This is a genomic window from Coprococcus sp. TF11-13 (assembly GCF_003481085.1).
Lineage (GTDB): Bacteria > Bacillota > Clostridia > Lachnospirales > Lachnospiraceae > Coprococcus > Coprococcus aceti.
Map to the genome: position 1 here is coordinate 865,605 of NZ_QUKK01000001.1, position 21,151 is coordinate 886,755.

At 39.1% G+C, this 21,151-nt stretch carries 15 protein-coding genes; all 15 read right to left on the minus strand.

What is annotated here, in order from left to right:
* Positions 1-14 precede the first annotated feature (14 nt).
* Positions 15-1,361, minus strand: a complete 1,347-nt coding sequence (gene ffh, locus DXD11_RS03835) for a signal recognition particle protein (protein WP_118757790.1) — start codon at positions 1,359-1,361, stop codon at positions 15-17.
* Positions 1,362-1,391: 30 nt separating this feature from the next.
* Positions 1,392-1,748 (minus strand): YlxM family DNA-binding protein, encoded by a 357-nt coding sequence (ylxM, locus tag DXD11_RS03840; RefSeq protein WP_120123079.1) that lies wholly within the window; start codon positions 1,746-1,748, stop codon positions 1,392-1,394.
* A 106-nt stretch (positions 1,749-1,854) separates the two neighbouring features.
* On the minus strand, positions 1,855-3,108 hold the full coding sequence (locus DXD11_RS03845) for an ATP-binding protein (protein WP_055222514.1): 1,254 nt from the start codon (positions 3,106-3,108) through the stop codon (positions 1,855-1,857).
* Positions 3,109-3,502: 394 nt separating this feature from the next.
* Positions 3,503-3,748, minus strand: a complete 246-nt coding sequence (locus DXD11_RS03850) for a hypothetical protein (protein ID WP_330426603.1) — start codon at positions 3,746-3,748, stop codon at positions 3,503-3,505.
* A gap of 86 nt (positions 3,749-3,834) precedes the next feature.
* A complete protein-coding gene (locus DXD11_RS03855) occupies positions 3,835-9,378 on the minus strand; it encodes a DUF4132 domain-containing protein (RefSeq protein WP_118757792.1) in 5,544 nt (1,847 codons plus the stop codon).
* Positions 9,379-9,399: 21 nt separating this feature from the next.
* Positions 9,400-9,813, minus strand: coding sequence for a hypothetical protein (locus DXD11_RS03860; RefSeq protein WP_118757793.1), 414 nt, complete (start codon positions 9,811-9,813; stop codon positions 9,400-9,402).
* Positions 9,814-9,852: 39 nt separating this feature from the next.
* Positions 9,853-11,919: a DUF262 and DUF1524 domain-containing protein gene (locus tag DXD11_RS03865; RefSeq protein WP_118757794.1), complete on the minus strand. Its 2,067-nt coding sequence runs from the start codon at positions 11,917-11,919 to the stop codon at positions 9,853-9,855.
* A 13-nt stretch (positions 11,920-11,932) separates the two neighbouring features.
* Entirely contained in the window at positions 11,933-15,109 is a 3,177-nt protein-coding gene (locus DXD11_RS03870) for a type I restriction endonuclease subunit R (protein ID WP_118757795.1), read from the minus strand.
* A 61-nt stretch (positions 15,110-15,170) separates the two neighbouring features.
* On the minus strand, positions 15,171-15,761 hold the full coding sequence (locus tag DXD11_RS03875) for a hypothetical protein (protein ID WP_118757796.1): 591 nt from the start codon (positions 15,759-15,761) through the stop codon (positions 15,171-15,173).
* A 53-nt stretch (positions 15,762-15,814) separates the two neighbouring features.
* Positions 15,815-16,675, minus strand: coding sequence for an FRG domain-containing protein (locus DXD11_RS03880; protein ID WP_118757797.1), 861 nt, complete (start codon positions 16,673-16,675; stop codon positions 15,815-15,817).
* A gap of 135 nt (positions 16,676-16,810) precedes the next feature.
* Entirely contained in the window at positions 16,811-17,017 is a 207-nt protein-coding gene (locus tag DXD11_RS03885) for a hypothetical protein (protein ID WP_118757798.1), read from the minus strand.
* Positions 17,014-18,186 (minus strand): restriction endonuclease subunit S, encoded by a 1,173-nt coding sequence (locus DXD11_RS03890; RefSeq protein ID WP_118757799.1) that lies wholly within the window; start codon positions 18,184-18,186, stop codon positions 17,014-17,016. Before DXD11_RS03890 ends, DXD11_RS03885 begins: the two co-directional genes overlap by 4 nt.
* Before the next feature lie 17 nt (positions 18,187-18,203).
* Complete coding sequence (gene xerA, locus DXD11_RS03895; protein WP_118757800.1) at positions 18,204-19,172, minus strand: site-specific tyrosine recombinase/integron integrase; 969 nt, start codon at positions 19,170-19,172, stop codon at positions 18,204-18,206.
* A gap of 65 nt (positions 19,173-19,237) precedes the next feature.
* Positions 19,238-20,254 (minus strand): virulence RhuM family protein, encoded by a 1,017-nt coding sequence (locus DXD11_RS03900; protein WP_118757874.1) that lies wholly within the window; start codon positions 20,252-20,254, stop codon positions 19,238-19,240.
* 496 nt (positions 20,255-20,750) lie between these two features.
* Entirely contained in the window at positions 20,751-21,143 is a 393-nt protein-coding gene (locus DXD11_RS03905) for a hypothetical protein (protein WP_118757801.1), read from the minus strand.
* Between the last annotated feature and the right edge of the window lie 8 nt (positions 21,144-21,151).

The window sequence follows — 21,151 nt, forward strand, 5'->3', positions numbered from 1 at the left end:
CTCCTAAATAATAATTATCTTAAGCCAAAAGGCATTTTAAAACCACCACGTTTTCTCTTTCCACCCATCATGCCGGACATCTGTTTCATCATCTTCTTAGACTGTTCAAACTGTTTAAGGAAACGATTGACATCTGCTATCTGGACACCGGCTCCATCTGCGATACGCTTCTTTCTGGATGGCGATATCGGATCCTGGAGTGAACGCTCTCTAGGTGTCATGGACAGAACGATTGCTTTTGGTGTTTTAGCAGCGTTCTCATCTATCTCAACATTCTTCATCTGACTTGCCATGCCAGGCATCATGGAAAGGATCTCCTGCATGCCGCCCATCTGCTCAAGCTGAGCCATCTGATCAAGAAAATCGTTGAAATCAAAACTTGCTTTGCGGAACTTCTGTTCCATCTCTTTGGCCTTCTCCTCGTCGATGGCCGACTGGGCTTTCTCAATAAGTGACTCTACATCACCCATTCCGAGGATTCGGCTCGCCATACGATCCGGGTAAAATGGTTCCAGATCTGTAAGCTTCTCTCCCATACCTGAGTACAGGATCGGCTTGCCTGTGACTGCCTTGATCGACAGTGCGGCACCGCCTCTGGTATCACCATCCAGCTTTGTGAGGATGACACCATCTATACCTATCTTATCATTGAACGTTGTCGCTACATTTACCGCATCCTGACCTGTCATGGAATCCACAGTCAGTATGGTGTAGGCAATGTCCAGATTCTCCTTTATCTCTGCAAGCTCGTTCATCATGTCCTCATCGACATGAAGACGTCCTGCGGTGTCAAGGAACACCAGATTGATATTGTTCTTGGCTGCATGCTGTATAGCCGCCTTCGCAATATCCAATGGCTTGTTGTTGTCTCCCATGGCAAACACAGGAACTCCAACCTTCTCACCATTCACCTGCAGCTGCTTGATAGCCGCCGGTCTGTATACATCACATGCCACAAGAAGTGGCTTCTTGCCTTTGTTCTTGAACTGATATGCAAGCTTTGCCGCCGTGGTGGTCTTACCTGCTCCCTGAAGTCCACACATCATGATGATCGTGATCTCATTGGATGGTCTGAGCTTGATCTCTGTCATCTCAGAGCCCATGAGCTTATCCATCTCTTCCTTGACGATCTTGATTACCATGTGTCCAGGATTCAGACCTTTGAGAACTTCTTCACCTACAGCTCTGTCACTCACCGACTTGACAAATGACTTAACAACCTTGAAGTTAACGTCGGCCTCGAGAAGTGCTCTCTTGACTTCCTTCATGGCCTCCTTGACATCATCCTCAGTAAGTACACCCTTGCTTCTCAGCTTCTTAAAAACGTTCTGCAGTTTATCTGATAAACTGTCAAATGCCATAGACATTCTCCCTTCTGATATTATCTATCATCAGAAATCTTCGAGTATCTTATCTGAATAATTCACTATATCTTCAATTCTGCCCGCAAGCCGTTCATCCGAGTTCATCGTCTTAAGCTCATCCGCACATTCCTTGATCTTCTGAACCTGTTCCTGTGCCTTCATGAACTTATGTACCAGCATAAGCTTCTCCTCATACTCCTCGAGGATCTTGTCACAGCGCCTTACCATATCATATACGCCCTGTCTGCTTATGTTGTTGAGTCTCGCTATCTCTGAGTAAGACATGTCATTGTTCACGACATCCTCGTACACGCTCTTCTGATGCTCTGTGAGCAGCTCACCATAAAAATCATATAACATAGACTGTCTGACTATCTTCTCCATAACAAACTCTCCGTAACGCACTTGCATGTAAAGTGTTTTTGCTTTACCATGGGCTATTCTAATACAGGCGGGATGGGTTGTCAAGTGTTTTTTCTTGACAACCTCACTAAAATTCTAAACTATCTGCATTAAGTAAAAAATATTTCATTCCCATAATCACAAATCCTTCATCATTTCTATACGGCTTTTTCGTTCCATTTACTATAACAATCTTCTTAAATGAATCTGGAATATTCCTAAATGAATTAAATTCCTGTGTCTGTTTTTCTTCAGAAACCATATCATAGGCTACTTGAATATAATATCTCTGACTACCCTGATTCACTACAAAATCAACCTCAAACTGCTTGCGAGTAGTTTTTCCATAATCATTCTTTGCATACACATCTACGATACCAACATCCACATTGTAACCTCTAATAAGCAGTTCGTTATAAACTATGTTCTCCATAATATGAGTAGGTTCCTGCTGTCTGAAATTTAACCTGGCATTTCTAAGTCCCACATCTGAAAAATAATATTTTAAGTTAGCACCCACATATTTTCTTCCCTTAATATCATACCGTTCCGCTTTAGAAATCAAAAAGGCCTCCGCCAAATAATCAATATGATTAGATATAGTCTTATTGCTATAATTGATACCCCGTTCACTTTTGAAAGTATTTGATATTTTAGTTGGATTGGTTGGTGCGCCTATGGCAGAAGCAAGAATATCGACTAAAGTTCCAATTTCATCAACATTTTTAATGTTATTCCTCTCTACAACATCCCTGATATAGACATTGGTAAAAATATTTTTTAGATATTCTGCCTTTTGGCGTTCCACAGAAAATTGTGCTACCTGTGGCAAACCACCATATGTCATATACTCTTCCCAAGCTTCGTCATAATCTCCATCATACGCACTATAGAACTCAGCGAAAGATAATGGATAAATTCTTATCTCATCACCTCTGCCTCTAAATTCAGTTACAATATCACTGGATAAAAATCTCGAATTACTACCGGTCACATATACATCAATATTGCTAATCCTGAGCAAACTATTCAGTACTTCCTCAAATCGCGGCATAAACTGTACTTCATCCAAAATCAAATAATACCTCTGCTCATCTTTCATTGCATCCTTAATGTATTGATAACACTTTTTCGGATCCCTCAGTTCTTCGTTTTCGATGCCATCTAATGCAATCTCAATAATGTGTTCATTATCTACACCATTCTCTAATAAATAGTTCTTAAATAATACAAATAATAGGAATGACTTTCCACATCTCCTGATTCCTGTGATAATCTTTATCATTCCATTATCTTTTCTTATCTTCAACTGTTCAAGGTAAGCATCTCTCTTGATTTCCACTGTTATACTCCTTGTTTTTGTGTGTGGACACATTTTTTAGTAATTCCATTTTACTATCCCGTGTCTACTTAATCAATACCAACTACTATTTTATGTGTATTTTCACGTTTTTATGTAGCAGTCAACAATAAAAATATAAAAAATATCTACCCTATACAGATTCAGTTTTTTATTATCTATTTATATCCGCCTCTCTACTATCAAATAATTATCCAATTTGTATACATCTGATAAAACAGCAAATGGCTATGCGATTAACGCATAGCCATTTACGTATTATGTTGTTTCCCAAGTAGCGAAACAACTCTGTTATCATCCCCACTTAAGGCAGGCACTCCTTTGTTTAATAATATACTCAACACTATTTTATGTCAATATCGATGAAAATTTTATTTTAATATACCTTCCTAACCTTCTCCACGCCATAAAGCTCTTTGAAGTATTCCAGATCGTCATCCGACTTTATCACCATCACACCCACAAAGCTGCCGTCCTGTCTGTTCTTAAAACCTGCGACCTGCTCGCCGGTGCAGATAGAACACCTGATGACAGCCTCATGCATGTTCTCATCATATGGGAACCTGTTATCTGCATCACCACGTCCAATTTTATGCCTTGTTATTATATTCCTGATTCCCATTATGTCATCTTCTTTCTCTGTCCGGAAATCTGTCTGTCAAACATCACATCACTTACTTGTCACAGGCAGCAGTATTATCTTCACACTCACTGCTCGATCTGTCCCAGTATATACGGATCCTTGATCTTATTGTCCTCCGCAAAGAACAGTATCTTCGTGAGTACCTCCGATGTCTTTGGATCATCATCCACAAATGGCAGGAATATTCTGCCACGCCTCTGTGAGTGTACAGGAAGTATATTTATCATAGGTCCTGCCTCCTGATGCACCACTCCACTTCCAAGGTGAACTGTGTAATTTGCGCGCTTGCCCTCTATCACTGCGTGATTCTTTGTAAATGTGACATTTGTCAGCTTGAAAAGTGGCATAGTGAATTCTGCTATCGCCTTTCGCATCTCAACAGTTGAGTGTGAGGTCTCAGGATCCACGCCTCCTGCATGCGCCACGGAAACAGCCATGTCCACATCCCTCATGACCTCAGAGAATATGATGTCTGGGATATCCTTGATTCTCATATTCTTTCCTGTCTTTCTATCTGAGAACACCACCCATTCGAGGGTCGGTGACTCTATATCCGCAGGTGAGAACCAGTCTGCAAGCGCGTATATCTGTGCTACTATGTTCTCCTTGTAATACACTTTCTGGAGTCCGTCCTCTATGTCTGCTACCCAATGTCTTGACCTCAGACAGCCAAGTGTCTTCTTCGGCTGGATCTGATTGCCCGCGTATCTGAGGGAATGTTCCATATTCATTTCCTCTTCGGTCTTCACATAGAGTTCTCTGAACACCTGCTTGAACGGCTGGACGATCTTGTTGTCAAATACATATTTCTGTATATCGTGCCATTTGCCAGCCATGTACATGTGGAATGGATGTGCAACTGTGAGCTTGGTGTCGTCTGACAAATGTTTGTTTTCATCACCAGCGGTTGTTTCAACAAACACATTGAATCCATCCTCAGTTGCAAATCCAAGAACTACATTCTGACTAGGTACGCCAGCACTTTCGCCTCTTGCATTATCTAACTGCACATCACCAGCATCGCTGTTATTCCTCAAATCTACATTCTTGCTGTCATCAAGTTCATTTGCCCCTGACATAATACTGTCAGCCGCATTATCAAGCTCTGCCTTCACGCCATCCTGCTCCGCCACCTTGAACACCAGCGCAGCTACCATGTCATGTATAACAGGATTCTCCAGCATGCCCCTGATCTCAGCCCAGGTGTATTCCTCCTGGCTCTCCATCGCATCCTCAAGCATCGCCTTTGTACGCCTTGACTGCTCCGCCATCTGCTTCTTGGCATCCATCAGAGCCAATACATACTCATACTTCTTGATCTTTGCCGGAACGGACTTTAACTGTTTGCCGTTCTTCTCACAGATGACAGCGCATTTGCCGCCGTCCTCCATCTCAAGCCATACGGTCACTTCTCCGACCTCATGCGGCTGAAAATATTCTGTCATGCCCTGAACCACAAGGCTTTCCATACGTAGGGTAAGTCTCGTCACGTCCTGATATCCGGCATTGATCGCCATATTGCGCATAGCTGTAGAAACTGCTGCCGCCTCGCTGGCTCTCCTCTGTGCTCCGAACTGCCTGCTCTCCTTCTTGAACTTCTGAAGGAACATGTATCTGTCCTTTATCTGCTCCTCATTCTCTATCGGCAGGATTCCCACCGCCATGAGCAGGTCCTTGTTTCTCTTTGCCTCGATCTCAGCTATCAGCTCGGGCTCATCATATTTGCCAAGCGCCGCATCCGCGTATTTTCTCGCTCTGGTGTGCTTTGCACCATCTGAAATGTATTTCGCCGCCTTGTATATAAGCTGGAATCGCTTGTCACCCAATCTGTCATAGACTTCGGCAAACCACGTCCTGTCAAATGCCCCGTCGTTCAGCTCATCCACCTCAAGCGGTGTAAATCTCGCTATCATAGCCTTTCTCTTGTCATCAAATGACTCGTTCATGTGCGCCATGAAGTAATAGCATCCCGCAGTAAATCCATCCCATCCAAGATACTCTCCAACTAGATCTATCCACTCTGGAGAATACATAGCTGCCTCTATAAGCCTGGCATCACTTATATCCGTACCTGTAAGATAGGCCTTCAGAGTCTCCGCGCTGTCATTTGCATCTGGCACACACGCCTGAAGAAGATGCGACATACTGTTTTTCTTGCTGACCTTCTGACGGTTATAGTAATAACCGGTATTGAAATACGTTGATCTCTCCAGGGTCTCCTTGCCAAGGGCTGACAGTATCCTGACAAAATACTCCGCTCCGAATATTCTTGTAAGCCCGTATATATATGGAGAGAATTCTGTCTCTGTATCTCCCCTTGTGAGCTCTGCAGAAAGCACAAGCTCAGACATATCAGTGTACAGCTTCTTAGCTATATCCAGCCTTTTCTCGTCCGTCTCCGAGAACTCTCCTTCCGGACTGTGAAGAAGTATCTGCCTCACACTCCTCAGCCTTTCACGCTCCGTATATCCCCACTCATAGCCTCTGGTCTGCACCTTCCTGTTGCGCTCCGTTATAAAACGCATCACGTCAGATACACATTTGAGGCTCCTATCCAGGGAATTCCCCTCAAATGCCATCTTGTACATATAATCCCTGGATATAATGCCACGACTGTATGCGGCAATATAGTTCAGGAGACCAGGAACCGGCATGACACTTCCTGTGTGTATCCAGTAATATGAATTTCTATCATTTACAACGTCTGAAGGTATATTAAAGTTATGACACTTTGCAAGGGCATAGTTGTATGGGAACAAATGCCTGAAATCCTCTTCATTCTGCCTTGCCTCGTCAGAATCTTCTTTTACGTCCAATATATCGCTGTCACCATCGATCGCAAGCCACCTTGTTATTATCATGATCTGCTCATTTGTGAGCACACTTCTGTGATATATCTTTGAATCATCACCAGATATACTGCTGCCACCTTTATTCCCGCCAAATGTATATATGAGCTCATCGTTTCTTCCAAGCAGATAGTCTGCTGCCACAACGGCAAGCCTCCTCTTGTCACTATCCATCACATATCTTCTATACAGGAAACCAATTACAGCTCTGGCAATGGCAAGATATCCGAATGCCGGACATTCTTCTATATATATATTTCCAAACATATCCGCCATAAAGCTCTCACAGTACTTCTTGAAATCCTGTTTGTCACTGTTGTAGCCATTCAGATACACATAGAGTTGCATGCACATATACGGAGTCTGAATATTTTTCTCGTAGAAATCTACCCACAATTCCTCACATGCCACTTTGTCACGGTTCACATATATGTTTCCACCTGCCTCACCAAGCAGGCCGATCTCTCCGTCAGCCATCTCATACTCATCATTTTTGTGCTCATCCACAAATGCATCAAATTTTCTTAATATATTTATAACTTCTGAATCAGATGTCGTGTCTTTCTTTTTAGGCACAATCTTTGATTTGAGTTTTGCAAATGCACCCTCGCTCTTGGCAGTCTTGCACAGATTATCATTTGCAATCCCGCTTTCAGGGAAATACTTTTTGTACAGCTCAAGGCACTCAGCCAGATAACTCTTGTCAAATATCGGCTCATAGTCCGCATTTACATCATAAAGTCCATACCCCTCATCTGCACCAGCCCGGTCTGTGCCAACATTTTTTATCTCACGTATAAGAATCTGCTCCTTAGTTGTAACACTGGATCTTCCATTCGCAGACTCCCTCTGCATAGCGTCTATATGACCAACACAATCTGTAAAAAGGTTCTGCCTGTTCTCATCATTTTTGAGCTGGAGCAGCAGATCAAGTCCCGCTGTTCTCTTCTCCTCCTTGGAATCTGCGAGAAGTCTTCCGATGAGATCGTCCATGTCATCACCGTCAAGTTTATAAAGTATAGACAGTACAGTCTCCCTTATGTCTGACTTCTTGTACTTGAGCATATTCTCAAGCTGTACATAATTCTCCGGCGAAAGTTTCATATCCTTAACGATCATCGCCGCCTTGTTTCTGGTATATGTCTCCTTGTCGGCAACCGCATCCACCAGTATGGCACGCTGTCTGTCATTTGCCGGCTGCCTTACAAGCAGAAGCAAAAGCGCATCTCTGCTGTACCTTGCGGAATCTATCTCAGGAACCATCTCCGCTATGTAAGTGATCTTGTCCTCGTCCTTGAGAGCGCTTGCACAGACCGCAAGTCTCATGATGATTGCAGATCTGTCCAGATATTCGGCATTCCATGGAAATACACACGGATCAAACTCAAGCCTCTTCTTTGGCATGCGCTCAAGTATGCCCATGAGGATATCGTACATCTCCTGACATTCTTTCCTGCTGTCAAAATATTTGTCCACCTCGGCAAATGTCATTTTCTTAAGTTCATTGTTGTACGATCTGCCGTCTTTATATATGAGACTATTCATATAAGGCTGGTAATCCGACATGAAGCTTGGCATGATGACCGCCATGGTGTCCATCTCGTCTGGGAATCTCTTGATAAATTCCTTTGCAACGCTGTGTGTGTACACCTTTCCCAGACTCATTGCCCTAATATATGTGCCAAATACCAGTCTTTGGTGTCTGCTGCCATCAAGCGCCAGCTTGTTCATCACATGGCATGCCTCGTCCACATCAAAGAAACCATAGCTCCACAGCGCAAGATAGATCTGCATGGCATCCTCGCCGGATAATGCCTCACGCCTTGCATTTTCATCATTCAGATATGTATCTATAAGTAGCAGCTGTTTCTTCTGTATATGGTCAAGCTTGCTCTCCTCGTCAGTCACAAGTCCTGTCCAAGTGGCTACAGCCCTCATGACAGACGAGAATCTCAGAAGATCATTCTCCTTTATTACATGGAACAGGGTCATAAATGCACCTGCTGTTCCATAATCCATGTTCTCACATATCGCCTGCCTAAGCCCCTCCTGAAGCTTTGCTGCAACGAGCAGCTTGCCTACAGCCTCATGGAGTCTTGTGTTGGAGCTCATATATATTCCCCTGAGGATATTGGTCGTTAGCCTTGTCTGCGCACTCTCACCGAACATGATGTCCATGAGCACTTCCTCAAGCTCTGCATTTCCCCTGTCGAGCTCCGCCTGTATCCAATATTCAGATACTATTCTATACCCATTGCTGTTGCCATCCCTGTAATAGCACAATATATCCTGCGGCATTTTCTCCTTGTAGAGAGATACTATGTCGCATCCGTATATCCCCATGGAGTGATATTCATTCATGATCCTGAAATATCTGTCAAGAAATGCCCCATACCTCTTTGTACGCATGGTTCTTCTGTAATAATACTGGCTTGTCTGCCACTTGATTATGCTGTCTATAGAAGTGTAGAAATCCTCCAGCAGATGATCCGGCACCCACCCCGGCAAATGCTTCAGCTCCTTCCTGAAGAATTCCGAAGGAACATTCTTTTCATTCTCAAGAAATGTCTCAAGTCTCTTGCCGATCATCGACTCTTTTACATCTCCATAGTAATTATCCATCTCCTTAAGAAGCTTCTGCGCATCCGCACTGTAGCTCTTTCTGAGCTTCGTGGAATTCTCGTCATATGCCTCTCTCACTTCATCTGCGATCTTCTTCTGCTCCTCAAGCTCAAGCCTTGTCTTCTTGTCCTCTGCCATTGTAACCCCTTTCTTTATGTTCTACCACATTCTCCCCGCCAGCATTGTGAGGCGGATAAATGTGATCTCATCCCCTTCGTTAAACTTCTCTTCCCTGTCCAGCTCCGTTAATTCATCCATACCGCGGAACACTCTGAACAGCCCATCCTCAAATCCCTGAATGGCTGTCTTCACTGCCTCATCCACATCTGGTTTCTTCTCCCCATAGACGATCCCGAACGCTATCTTTCCTATTCTTCCCATATCATCGATCTGTTCATCTGTCAGCACTGCATCGCCGCGATCCATGCGGGATATGTACTGTGCCACGCAGACCTTTACTGTCTCTGTTATGAGTTCCCGCAGCGTACTCGGTGCTGTGTCATATTCAAATGGGACCTTGTGCACTGTGTTCTTCCGCTTGCCAAGCTGTTTTATGTTCATGTATAAAGTCATGTGATTCCCCCCGAAAGTTATTATCTTTGTACATTTATCTCATTCTGCTTGAGCATTATAAGATTGCTCTATGATTTCCATAACCGTGTCGAGCTCATCATTATGTTCCATGAACAACTCAACATCTCCATTTCCCCATCTTCCCAGTCCAGTAACATCCTTGCAGATTCCTTCTGGATCTACTATATCTGAGAATTTCATATTTATACTTATACGAAGTCGTTGTTTCTGAAATACAATGTCTACAAAATTTGTATCAAGTTTATACGCTACATACAATTTCTTATACTCTCTTTTTACCGCTGGAGAAAGATTCATTATTCTTTTATCTAAAGCTGTAAACAATATCTTAGTGAATGCATTTGTATCGTATGTATCTAAACTATATTTCTGAGGAACTTTTTCCTCTATCTTATATGGGGCGAGCTCATGATCATTCATTGAAGGATACGGCCATATCTTCTCCGCTTTTTCAGCCAACAACCTTGCCCTTTCCTGGATATGAGATTCGTTCCATTCCGTTAACCCTAAAATATATTTATTTAATCTAAGTGCGCTTTCTTTAAAACCACCCTCCATATTCATTTTTTCTATGAACGATTTATCACTCATTTCTGAATTGTAAGCAGTTAATGTTAAGTTTCCAATTGTGTGAAGATATCTTTTTTGAATACTCTCCCAATTATCTCCTAAATCACGCTGCCACTCTGTAGAAAGTTTCCTATTCTGTGGCATAATATGCTCTATAGTATAGTTCTCAATAACAATCGGTGCCTTATTGTCATAATTCTCAAGTCTGGTTAGAATATAGTTTCTAACACGCATATTATATACATCTCTACTAACAAACGCAGATCCAAACTTGTCATCATCTGGAAATTCTTTATATGTGTCCTGCAAAATAAAATGAGCCTTGACGGAATTAAGATAATCATCCTGTCTAATGAAATTTTTGAATGTTGCAAAAGTCTTATTCATAGAATTTGTTGGTATGTCACAAATTCCTCTTCTAAGAACATAACTTATACACAGTCTCAAAATTTCTTTAAGTTCATCTTTTGATATAACTTTTTCACAACAATCATGATGTAATTTTAATAAGAATGGATAAGATACCTCCATCCTCAAATCAACAATATCTCCATATAACTTTCTTAACTCTACGTCATCGTTTCTCTTAAATACTATATCTGTATAATATTTCGCATAATCCAACAAATCATGACACAATTCCAAAATAGTACCAAATTCGCAATTTAAGTGATATAATTTAAACTCTTCATATACTCTCCCTTGTTTCGGTATACGGGTTATCTTCATCGTTAAATAATGTCTGAAAAAAGCATCCATGACAGTCTCTTGCGTATCATATATAAACAAATTCTCCATAGGTCTCCACAAATGTTCATATACATATGTCTGTTCTGAAGGTTCTAACCCCATAAGAACATAATTTCGTATAAGATCAGATTCTGACAATTCTTTTCCTGTAGAGTTTAGACTTTCAAATATTGCCTGAGCATCATCAATTGCACGATCCAATGTAATATTCACAATCTGCAATTTACCAATAGAGTCCCATATTTCATCAAGCATTAGAATTTTTTCCGAAACCTTGTCCTTAAAATACATATAGTTATCTAATATACGTGATTTAACATTTGAATTAATTGACTTATTTTCTACAAGACTGATTAATATTTCTCTATCATTTTCTGTAAGCAGTAACTTGTATTGATCTATGCCACTCTCATATTCATTTTTTAAAAGCATACCATCAATACGTTTCGCATTTATTGAATTATCATCTGGATGCATCAGAACATAATTCCTAAGCGCTATAAGCAACAAAGTTAATGTCGTCATACGCTGTTGTCCATCTATAATCATATATTTTTGAACGCCTGTTGGCATTGCCTGTTCAGCAATATTAACTATTGAACCAACAAAATGTCCAGGCTTGCCCTTTTTCTGCATATTTACAATATCATCCCATAATCTTTTACACTGCTCTTCTCCCCAGCTATAATATCTCTGATATACAGGTATTATAAATTGCTTATTGCCATTCAAAATTTCAAAAATATTACCCTTTCGTGCATCCATTAACAATCCCCTCCTAACTATTTTTACTTATTGTGTACATTGTTTTCCCCTCAGCAACATTAGCAAGTTTTGCCTCTTCACTATATCTAAACGTACTATCATGCTCTCCCACGTAAGGCGCATCGCTATTATCCGTCCACAGCTCACACTGGCTTATTACTGTATTTATGGCAAAATCATAATCCTCTGGTGGGTAATGATGTTTCTTAAGCAGTCTCTTAACCATCTTTCGCATAGTTGCCCTTGCAGTTTCCTTCTTCTGCCAGTCTATGGTTCTATTCTTTCTAAGCATTTCCGTCAGTTCCTTGGTAAGCGCAATCAATTCATCATTTTTATAAAAATCTTTTATATGTTCCGGCTTTGTCAGCGCATCATAGAATGCCAATTCCTCCTGGGAAAGTCCAAGTTTCTGTCCATTCTTATACAGATTTGCAATCTCGTTGGCTGTCTCAAGAAGCTCTTTTATCACTTCCTCATTTGTTATAAGTCCGTTGTAATACGAATTCATAAGCTGTGCTATCTTCTCTGAAAACTTCTGCGACTGAACAACATTTGTTCTTTTGTATAAAGAGACCTGCTCTGCCATGAGTTTTTTCAATATTTCCACAGCAATGTTCTTTTCTTTCATTCTGGATATTTCATCCAATACAGCCGGATCAAATAAGCTGAAGTTCTCTCCACCAGTCTTGCTACTGTCAAACAGATTGATTACACCCTCACTTTGAACTGCTGCCTTGAGCAGATCATTTATCTGGTTGTTTATCTCCTTAAGTGATAGTGTTTTTCCGTCTGCACCGCCATATGTAATCTTGATAACTGTTGAGCGAACCGCCTCCATATAAGCTGCCTCGTGGCGTTCCTTCTCAGTAGTCATACTTGAACAGAGAGACTGAGACTGTCTTAACAGCATAGCCTCCTTCAAGAACAAATCTTTTCTGTCAGGTACCCTCGCATCAAGGACAAAATTCACTCCCTTGGTTATAAGTCTTGCCATAACAAGCGGCGAACCATCTATAAATCCACTGAAATCAAATCCATGTAGCAGATCCTTGCACACCTGTAGTTTTTCCTGGAACTTAGGATATGCCACTTTAGCAATATTCATATCCCCGTATGTGTTTTTATCTCTCTCTGTGTATTCCTTCATGGCAGCCTTAAGCGCAGAAGCTATACCTACATAGTCAACAATAAGACCGCCTTCTTTGTCCTTAAACACGCGATTAACACGTGCTATTGCCTGCATAAGATTATATCCATGCATAGGCTTATATACATACATAGTCGCAAGTGACGGAACATCAAACCCTGTCAGCCACATATCCACTACTATTGCAATCTTCATTGGATCGTCATTATCTTTGAATTTTCTTGCAAGTTCTTCCTTATGTGCTTTGGTACCAATTATCTCCTTCCAATCCTCTGGATCATTGTTGCCACCAGTCATTACTACTCCAACCTTCTCTTTCCAATCAGGTCGTATCTCAAGAATTCTTCTGTATATCTTCATGGCTATTGTACGAGAATAGGCAACTATCATAGCCTTACCTGTAAGCAGATTAGCCCTGTACTTCTCGTAATGTTCCACAATATCATCGCATAATGACGCAATAGTTGAATCAGCGCCGAGGACACTCTCCATTTGTCCCAGCATCTTCTTGCTCTTCTCTATCGTTGCTTTATCGGATTGCTGCTCAAGAATATCATAAGTCGAATCAATAAGTGCAAGCGTATTCTCATCAAGTTTCAGATGAACAACTCTGCTCTCATAATACACAGGTCTGGTCGCTCCATCTTCAACCGCCTGCGTCATATCATAAATATCTATATAATCGCCAAATACCTCCCTGGTATTTCTATCTTTCGCTGATATTGGAGTTCCGGTAAATCCTATAAACGTAGCGTTCGGCAGGGCATCATGTATGACTCTTGCATTTCCTACAACAGTATGTGCCTCTTTCTCTCCTGCCTGATTCTCGGATACTACAATCTTCTCCTCAAATCCATACTGACCACGATGGGCCTCATCCGCCATAACCACAATGTTTCTGCGTTCTGAAAGAGGTTTCTCACCTCGCTCAAACTTGAACATAGTTGTGAAAATAATACCATTTGCACTTCTGCCATCAAGGAGTGACTTAAGATGTTCCTTACTCTCCGCCTGAACAGGAGTCTGTCTGAGGAAATCTGCACACTGAGAAAACTGTGCATAGAGCTGATCGTCCAGATCAATACGATCTGTCATTACGACTATGGTAGGGCTATCAAGTGCCTCCTGCAGCAAATGCGCATAAAATACCATAGAGAGTGACTTACCTGAACCCTGTGTATGCCAGAACACACCACCTTTTCCGTCTGTTCTTGTTGCAATCTTTGCCCTCTCTATAGCTTTTCTAACTGCAAAATACTGATGATATCCCGCAAGTACCTTAAATCTACCCGTACCCGTTCCTGAAAAAAGTATAAAGTTCTTCAGTATATCAAGCAGTCTTTTCTTCTGAAACATTCCCTCATAGAATGTCTCAAATTCCGCAAACCCACTTTCTTCCTTACTTCCATCCTTGCATTTCCAATCCATAAATCTATCAAGTCCGGATGTTATAGTTCCAGCTTTATTCGATGAAAGATCACTGATTACACATATCGCATTGTAATAAAACAGAGATGGGATGTCCTTGATATAATTACGAATCTGCTTATATGCATTCTCTACTCCTACCTCATCCTTAGAAGGACTCTTAAGCTCCATCAACACAAGTGGCAGGCCATTTATAAACAAAATAATATCCGGACGCCTGTTGTTGCCATTCTCGACAAATGTATACTGATTCACCACATAGAACGTATTGTTGTCTATCTTCTCATAGTCAACCAATTTCACTATAGTTGCCTGTTCCTCGCCATTCACAAAGAACTTCACTGTAATTCCATTCTGCAGATAGTCCATAAATATTGTATTTTTCTGCAACAAGCTTCCTGTATCAAATGTCTTAAGCTTATTAATAGCCTCTTCTATGGCATCTACAGGTAATCCCCGATTGACACGCACCAAGCTATCTCTAAGTACCGAATCCATCAATGGGCTGGTATAATCCCTGTCAAAATCCGGTGCATAGATATGGTCATATCCCATATTCTCGAACAGCTCTATTATCGCTTGTTCATATGTATCTTCTGTAAATAAACCCGGCATTTATTCCCCTCCCCTTTGTGTTGTGTTTTGTAGAGCAAATAAAAATTTATCTTACTGATCTCTACTGCAATTTTTCCTGTAAAGAAAAGATTTTAATTGCAATTCTATTAGTTGCATCAATCTCTATTTTTCCATCTTGAATGTATTTTCGATAATTCAAAAATTCTTCAAGTTGGCCAAAATCTTCATTTATGATATTTTTTATATCCAATGCATATGGATGAATAAATTGTCTAACTCCATACTCCTTAAATCCACCTAATTTCCCATTAAGTTCTTTTATAGTTTTAATCTTTTCAGGCTCACTAACATTTCCATTTAATATATAATAATTTTGTGATAAATATCCAAACCAATATATCTTTTCACTATGACAATATTTCTCAATACAGTATATTGAAAACGCTTCACAAACAATTTCTTCAATCCATAAATATTCGCACGGCATGCACCCATTATATTTATAAAATGCAGCATGCAATAATTCATGCGATAATTGATATACTTCATTCCAATACAGTTCTTTTACTATCTGAATTCTTTTTTCATGGGGCACATAACTAGGCATCTTGTCTTCTACATATTCCAGTGAAATATCGTCGTCAACATTAAGAATACATGAAATTACCCTTTTTGTTTCATATATATTCACTTTCTCCCCCCTTATAAAAATTTAATTAACCAACTATTAAATATAGTCACCATTCAATCCGTTAAAATCTGTATTGAACCAAATTCATTCACTGTATGTTGTTCATTTTCCGGATATATTTTCAATAACATTTTATATCCAGAATCAAAATAGGCGGCAGGAAATAAACTATTCAAAGTTAAGAATTCATTTTGACCTAACCATTTTAACCCTAATCTCGTTGGAATCTTGGCAATTCCAACTATCAAATCGCTATAATCTCCTGGATATTGATCGTTCTTTCTAAGCATATATGCATGCTGTGCATGTGGTCTTAAAAAAAATGATGGTGTAGCTTTTCTTAAATCAACCAATGTCGTGTTCTTTCCTTGGTATATTCCTGACTTACTTGTTTCTTGTAAAGCATCAGATATCATTAAAACTATATACGAATACTCTTCTTTTGAATCATAGTAATATACATATTCATGAGAATTGATAGCAACAACTTTTGCTTGATGAAGAGCAAACCACAATGCTACCCAAACATTGTCTACTAAATCAATATACGGAGTTTTAACTCCATAATGTTGTACCAACGGTTCAAAAACGCTCCTATCATACGAATTAAATAGCTTATTACTCGAAATAACATTTTTTATTCTCTTATTATATTTCATCGTAATACTATCCAATTTAGTCTTCCCCCTATATAATGATGGTATCATTTTTCCATCATATAATGATGTTTGACCTCTGAAATATACATTTCCAATTTTATTATTTATATACTTTCCAAAACCAATAAATTGAACTAAATCATGAACAGTCTCGATTTGGAATGTCTTTATATCAATTCCACATTCCAATTTCACAATATTAACATAAACTTCCGATGGAGTTTTCTTATCAAAATTATCAACAATATTATACATGCTTTTTCCATCCCTTCAGCTTTACTTTTTCGAAGATTTTGCATCTTTAATATATATGAAAGATCAATATCTCCTACCATTCGCTTTGGAAGCAATTCATCTCTCAATAACGATAATTACCATTTGTCGGAGTAGCTATCCTTTTAACTTTTCATACTGTTTCTTCCAAGACCTTGATGGTTTCTTGCAGATACAATCATCACTTGTAAAAGCACATACTCCTGGAATACTATTACTTGCACATATATCAGGATTGTTCTGTCGGCAACCATAAGTCTGGTTTTCTGCATCCATTTCATTCAAAGGAGCATTAAACGGTATTTTTAGTTCTTTTTCACTCATAACTCAACCTCCGACACATCCATTTCCCCTGACATGAGCATTGGCAAAAGCTCATCTCTCAAAGTTGCAAGCCTTCTATTTTCAACTCTATTAGAAATAATTATGTCATATAGTGGACCTAAAACTTCACCAATTCTTTTGTATGAATCACTATCTGGAATTAATACTTCTGCTTTTGAAAGTTCCTCTCTCTTAATATGGCCCATTGTAGTTGCTTTATCAGCTGCCACTGCAATAAATCTATCAAGATGATATAGCGTCCAAGCATAATAAAACCACTTATCGTATTTCTTAGAGGTAACCTTAAACAGATGCTGATTTAATCCGCATTCTCCACCACACCAGAAATCAACCAATAAACTTCCTGACCACGAAAAAATCACATCTCCATCGTGAATAATATACTCTGGCTTTATACTTAGAGAACATAGTTCACTGTTTGCATCACAAGAACCTTGTCTTAATTCTTTAATTTTAAGAACTGGTAATCCTTTTTCATCATCGCCCGGCCTAAATTTCTGCATTGCTAATCCATTCAGGTAATCTGCAATATCACTCAACGAGCCTTTCTTCCATCCTTCTGGAACTGAATCAAATTTTAATAATTCTTCCTCAAACAATGCCTTTGCCTGCTCCGACAAATTCCTATTTATCCGATTATTAATGTCAATTTTTTTATCAATAACTGAAAAAAAAGAGGCAATCTTTTTTTGCTCATACAATGAGGGAAATTTAAACATCATTTTTTCCAGAATTGATACATATAAGTTTTTCTGAACACTTCCAACTGCTAGATCAAAAAATTCGTTCTGTCTACTCCTCAACAAATAAAAAACGAATTCAACATCTGCATTATTCTTTGGAATTATATTTATAGTCGCTCTATTTCCGCACATATAATCTTTAATTATTCCAAGTCGTCCTATTGTACCTGATTTAGTAATAACAATTGTATTAGGTTTAAAAAGCACAGCACTCTTTTTTGCGCTATTAAATCCTGCATCTGTAAGTGTTTGCGATGTACTATACACATAACCATTGTTAATATCTACTGCTCTACACCATTTTATATCTCCCCCAAAATATTCACTATGTCCTTTGGGTGGATTAACATATCCCTCTTGAAATTCACAATACTCGGATAATGGTTTTTCTTTCCAATTACTCATAATTCTCTTCTTCCTCTTTAACCTATATATCTCCTATGTGCATTCTTAACATTACTCTGTTTCACCATAGCATAATGCAATGTTGTATCTATCTTTTCATGCCCCAACAACTTTTGAACCTGTTCAATCGGCATACCTTTATCTATCGCTGTCGTCGCCATTGTTCTTCTAAATTTATGCGGATGTACCTTCTCAACCTGAATAGCATTTCCCATTCTCTTAAGTCTCGATTCTACACCACCTATTTTTAGCCTATTATATGGATGCTTCAATCCAACAAAAAGCGCGGGATTATTATCTATTCTGTCATCCAAGTAATTCTGCAGATGTATCTTCGTCCTCGCATCAAAATATACGATTCGCTCCTTATCTCCCTTTCCAAATACAACACATTCTCTTTCGTTAAAATTTATATCTACCCGATTAAGTCTAACCAATTCCCCCACTCTCATTCCTGTTGATGCAAGTATATCAATCAATGCTAAGTCTCGTAACTCCGTACAGCTATCCCTTAACCGTTCCAAGTCTTCATCAGTATACGTTTCCTTTACAGAAGTCGTAGCTTTGACCCTATGTATACGTCTTACCGGGCTTTTCAGTATATAATTCTCATCCTCAAGCCAAGAAAAAAAGCTCGACAGATTCCTTCGTATATTATCTATTGTAACCTTGCTAACCATATTACTGTTTTGATACTCTGAAAGATATCCTCGCAAATCCTCTGTCGTAACAGCCTTAATATTTTTTCCAATTGAAGCCAACATTTTATCTATTGTATTCTTATAAAATACCAGGGTTCTCTCCGAACATCCTTCAAGGCGTTTTGCTGCAATAAAACTATCAACCAACACTTCATCAGATTGATCCGTCCCAGTGCCACTCTTTAGCATTGCCCCTTCTAACACATTCTTTAACAGCACTATCTGATCATTAGATAAATGCGGTATCATCTGACAAAGCACTTCATTTATTATCTCTTGGTTCATATCAAATCCTCCTTTACTCTTTACATTATCCGGAGGATATAATAAAAATACAAAGTAATTATTGTCTATTTAATATCAACATCCATATCTTTCATAAGCTTATCAAAATCACTTTCATATAGTGAATCCTGGATTACTCTATATTTTTCAAATTCGCTTTCAGCAAATTCTTTTGCAATTGCTGCAGTTACCTTCCCCTTATCTTGCAAAACATCGGCATCATTGAATCTTAAAAATGCATCCAATTTAGATTTCCAATCTTCCATTGTCATAGGTACATGCCTTCTTGCCTGTCTTGTTGCATAATCAAGATACATTGTAACTATCTCATTCAATTCCTTAATCTCATCCTTTGCCAGGTAATTTTTTGCAATTGATACATCCGTCTTCACAATCTTCCCATCTGGGGCATTCTTCCATGATGTAAGTCCCATATGCTCTTTTGTATGATCTGCCCTTGCAACTATTACCTCTGCCGCAGTATTTCCATGAACAGCATAATGCATCTTATTCTGCACAGTTGCATAAAACTCTTTTGTAACAACTGAATTCTTATCGTAATCAACTGCTGTTGCATATATATCTGTTATCTTCTGATAAAATCGTCTTTCACTTGCCCTAATTTCCTGAATCTCTGAAATCAGGTGATCAAAATAATCTTCATCAAAAATCTGCCCATTGATGAGCCTATTTTTATCAAGTACATACCCTTGTTTTGTAAATGTATCCAAAACCTTTGTCGCCCATACTCGAAACTGTGTTGCCCTTTCCGAGTTTATTCGATAACCTACAGCAATAATCGCCGCCAATGAATAGAATTTATAATTATATGTTTTTCCATCATCGGCAGTTTGTGCAAATTTTGCACAAACTGAAGCTTCATGAAGCTCCCCTTCACTGAATATATTCCCAAGATGTTTCGTCACAACACTTCTATCCACTTCAAATAGCTGAGAAATCGCCTTTTGAGTTAACCATACATCATTATTCTGGACTCTAACCTCTATTCCATCTTCTCCTGCATCTCGTGTAAATACCAGAAAATCAACTGTACTGTTTCTTATTTTTATTTCTTTATCCATCATCAACTTTCCTCCATTTTACACTAAATACTAGAGCAAATAAAAATTTATCTTTTCAATTCAGTCTTTTTATAGCCATCATCAGCTTATGCATTACATGCTTTGCTCTTGGTTATGCCGTTGGCTCTAAGAGCAATGATAAGAAATAAGACAAAAAAGTAACCGCCCTGTCCTGACAAAACTTGGCGGTTACTTTTTTGTAATTGCAATATCAGGGCTAACCGTCTATCGGTAGCACCTCTTTACAATTATATTAACATTCAACCGCGTTTATGTCAAATATATCGTTTTTATTATTAACGTATAATCATAACAATTACCATTTGTCGGAGTAACAGTTACCGTTTTTGTCCTATACAAGTACTTGGTCGAGAACATTCAAATTCATAACTAACAAAACCTTTACGGTTACATATTCCATTCTTCCTATAGAAACAATCATTCATGTCTAACTCTTTCTTCTTCGAATTTGCATCTATCTTATTTCGTTTAATTTCTACTGGTCTTGACTTACCATATTCTTCAAAGAAAAAGACGACATCGATCTATTAAAAGTTTCGATGGCTTGCCTTCCACTACTCACTATCCTTAACTTGGATAAATCTTCATTTGATAATGCTTGAATATCTAATAATTTAAAATAGCTCTTAGGAAATATAAGTTTGTCAAATAACTCATCATTATAATACTCAGGATATCCATTATCAGGCTTCTCATATCTTATCTCTGAAACATCCGCAACATATCCTTTTCCTTGTGAATATAAAATAATCTTGGGAGTTGCCTCTTTAGTTATCGCATCAATTGCTTTTTGTGATGGAACAACACCTATTTTTCCAAACCAACAATATCCTTTAAATTCAATAACTTCTCTATGTTTTTTATACAATCAGTTTT

Bases quoted from the DNA above. Each gene is read 5' to 3' on its own strand.
- ffh (WP_118757790.1), bottom strand. From the start codon at position 1,361: ATGGCATTTGACAGTTTATCAGATAAACTGCAGAACGTTTTTAAGAAG.
- ylxM (WP_120123079.1), bottom strand. From the start codon at position 1,748: ATGGAGAAGATAGTCAGACAGTCTATGTTATATGATTTTTATGGTGAG.
- DXD11_RS03850 (WP_330426603.1), bottom strand. From the start codon at position 3,748: ATGGGAATCAGGAATATAATAACAAGGCATAAAATTGGACGTGGTGAT.
- DXD11_RS03855 (WP_118757792.1), bottom strand. From the start codon at position 9,378: ATGGCAGAGGACAAGAAGACAAGGCTTGAGCTTGAGGAGCAGAAGAAG.
- DXD11_RS03860 (WP_118757793.1), bottom strand. From the start codon at position 9,813: ATGACTTTATACATGAACATAAAACAGCTTGGCAAGCGGAAGAACACA.
- DXD11_RS03865 (WP_118757794.1), bottom strand. From the start codon at position 11,919: ATGGATGCACGAAAGGGTAATATTTTTGAAATTTTGAATGGCAATAAG.
- DXD11_RS03870 (WP_118757795.1), bottom strand. From the start codon at position 15,109: ATGCCGGGTTTATTTACAGAAGATACATATGAACAAGCGATAATAGAG.
- DXD11_RS03880 (WP_118757797.1), bottom strand. From the start codon at position 16,675: ATGTATAATATTGTTGATAATTTTGATAAGAAAACTCCATCGGAAGTT.
- DXD11_RS03885 (WP_118757798.1), bottom strand. From the start codon at position 17,017: ATGAGTGAAAAAGAACTAAAAATACCGTTTAATGCTCCTTTGAATGAA.
- DXD11_RS03890 (WP_118757799.1), bottom strand. From the start codon at position 18,186: ATGAGTAATTGGAAAGAAAAACCATTATCCGAGTATTGTGAATTTCAA.
- xerA (WP_118757800.1), bottom strand. From the start codon at position 19,172: ATGAACCAAGAGATAATAAATGAAGTGCTTTGTCAGATGATACCGCAT.
- DXD11_RS03900 (WP_118757874.1), bottom strand. From the start codon at position 20,254: ATGGATAAAGAAATAAAAATAAGAAACAGTACAGTTGATTTTCTGGTA.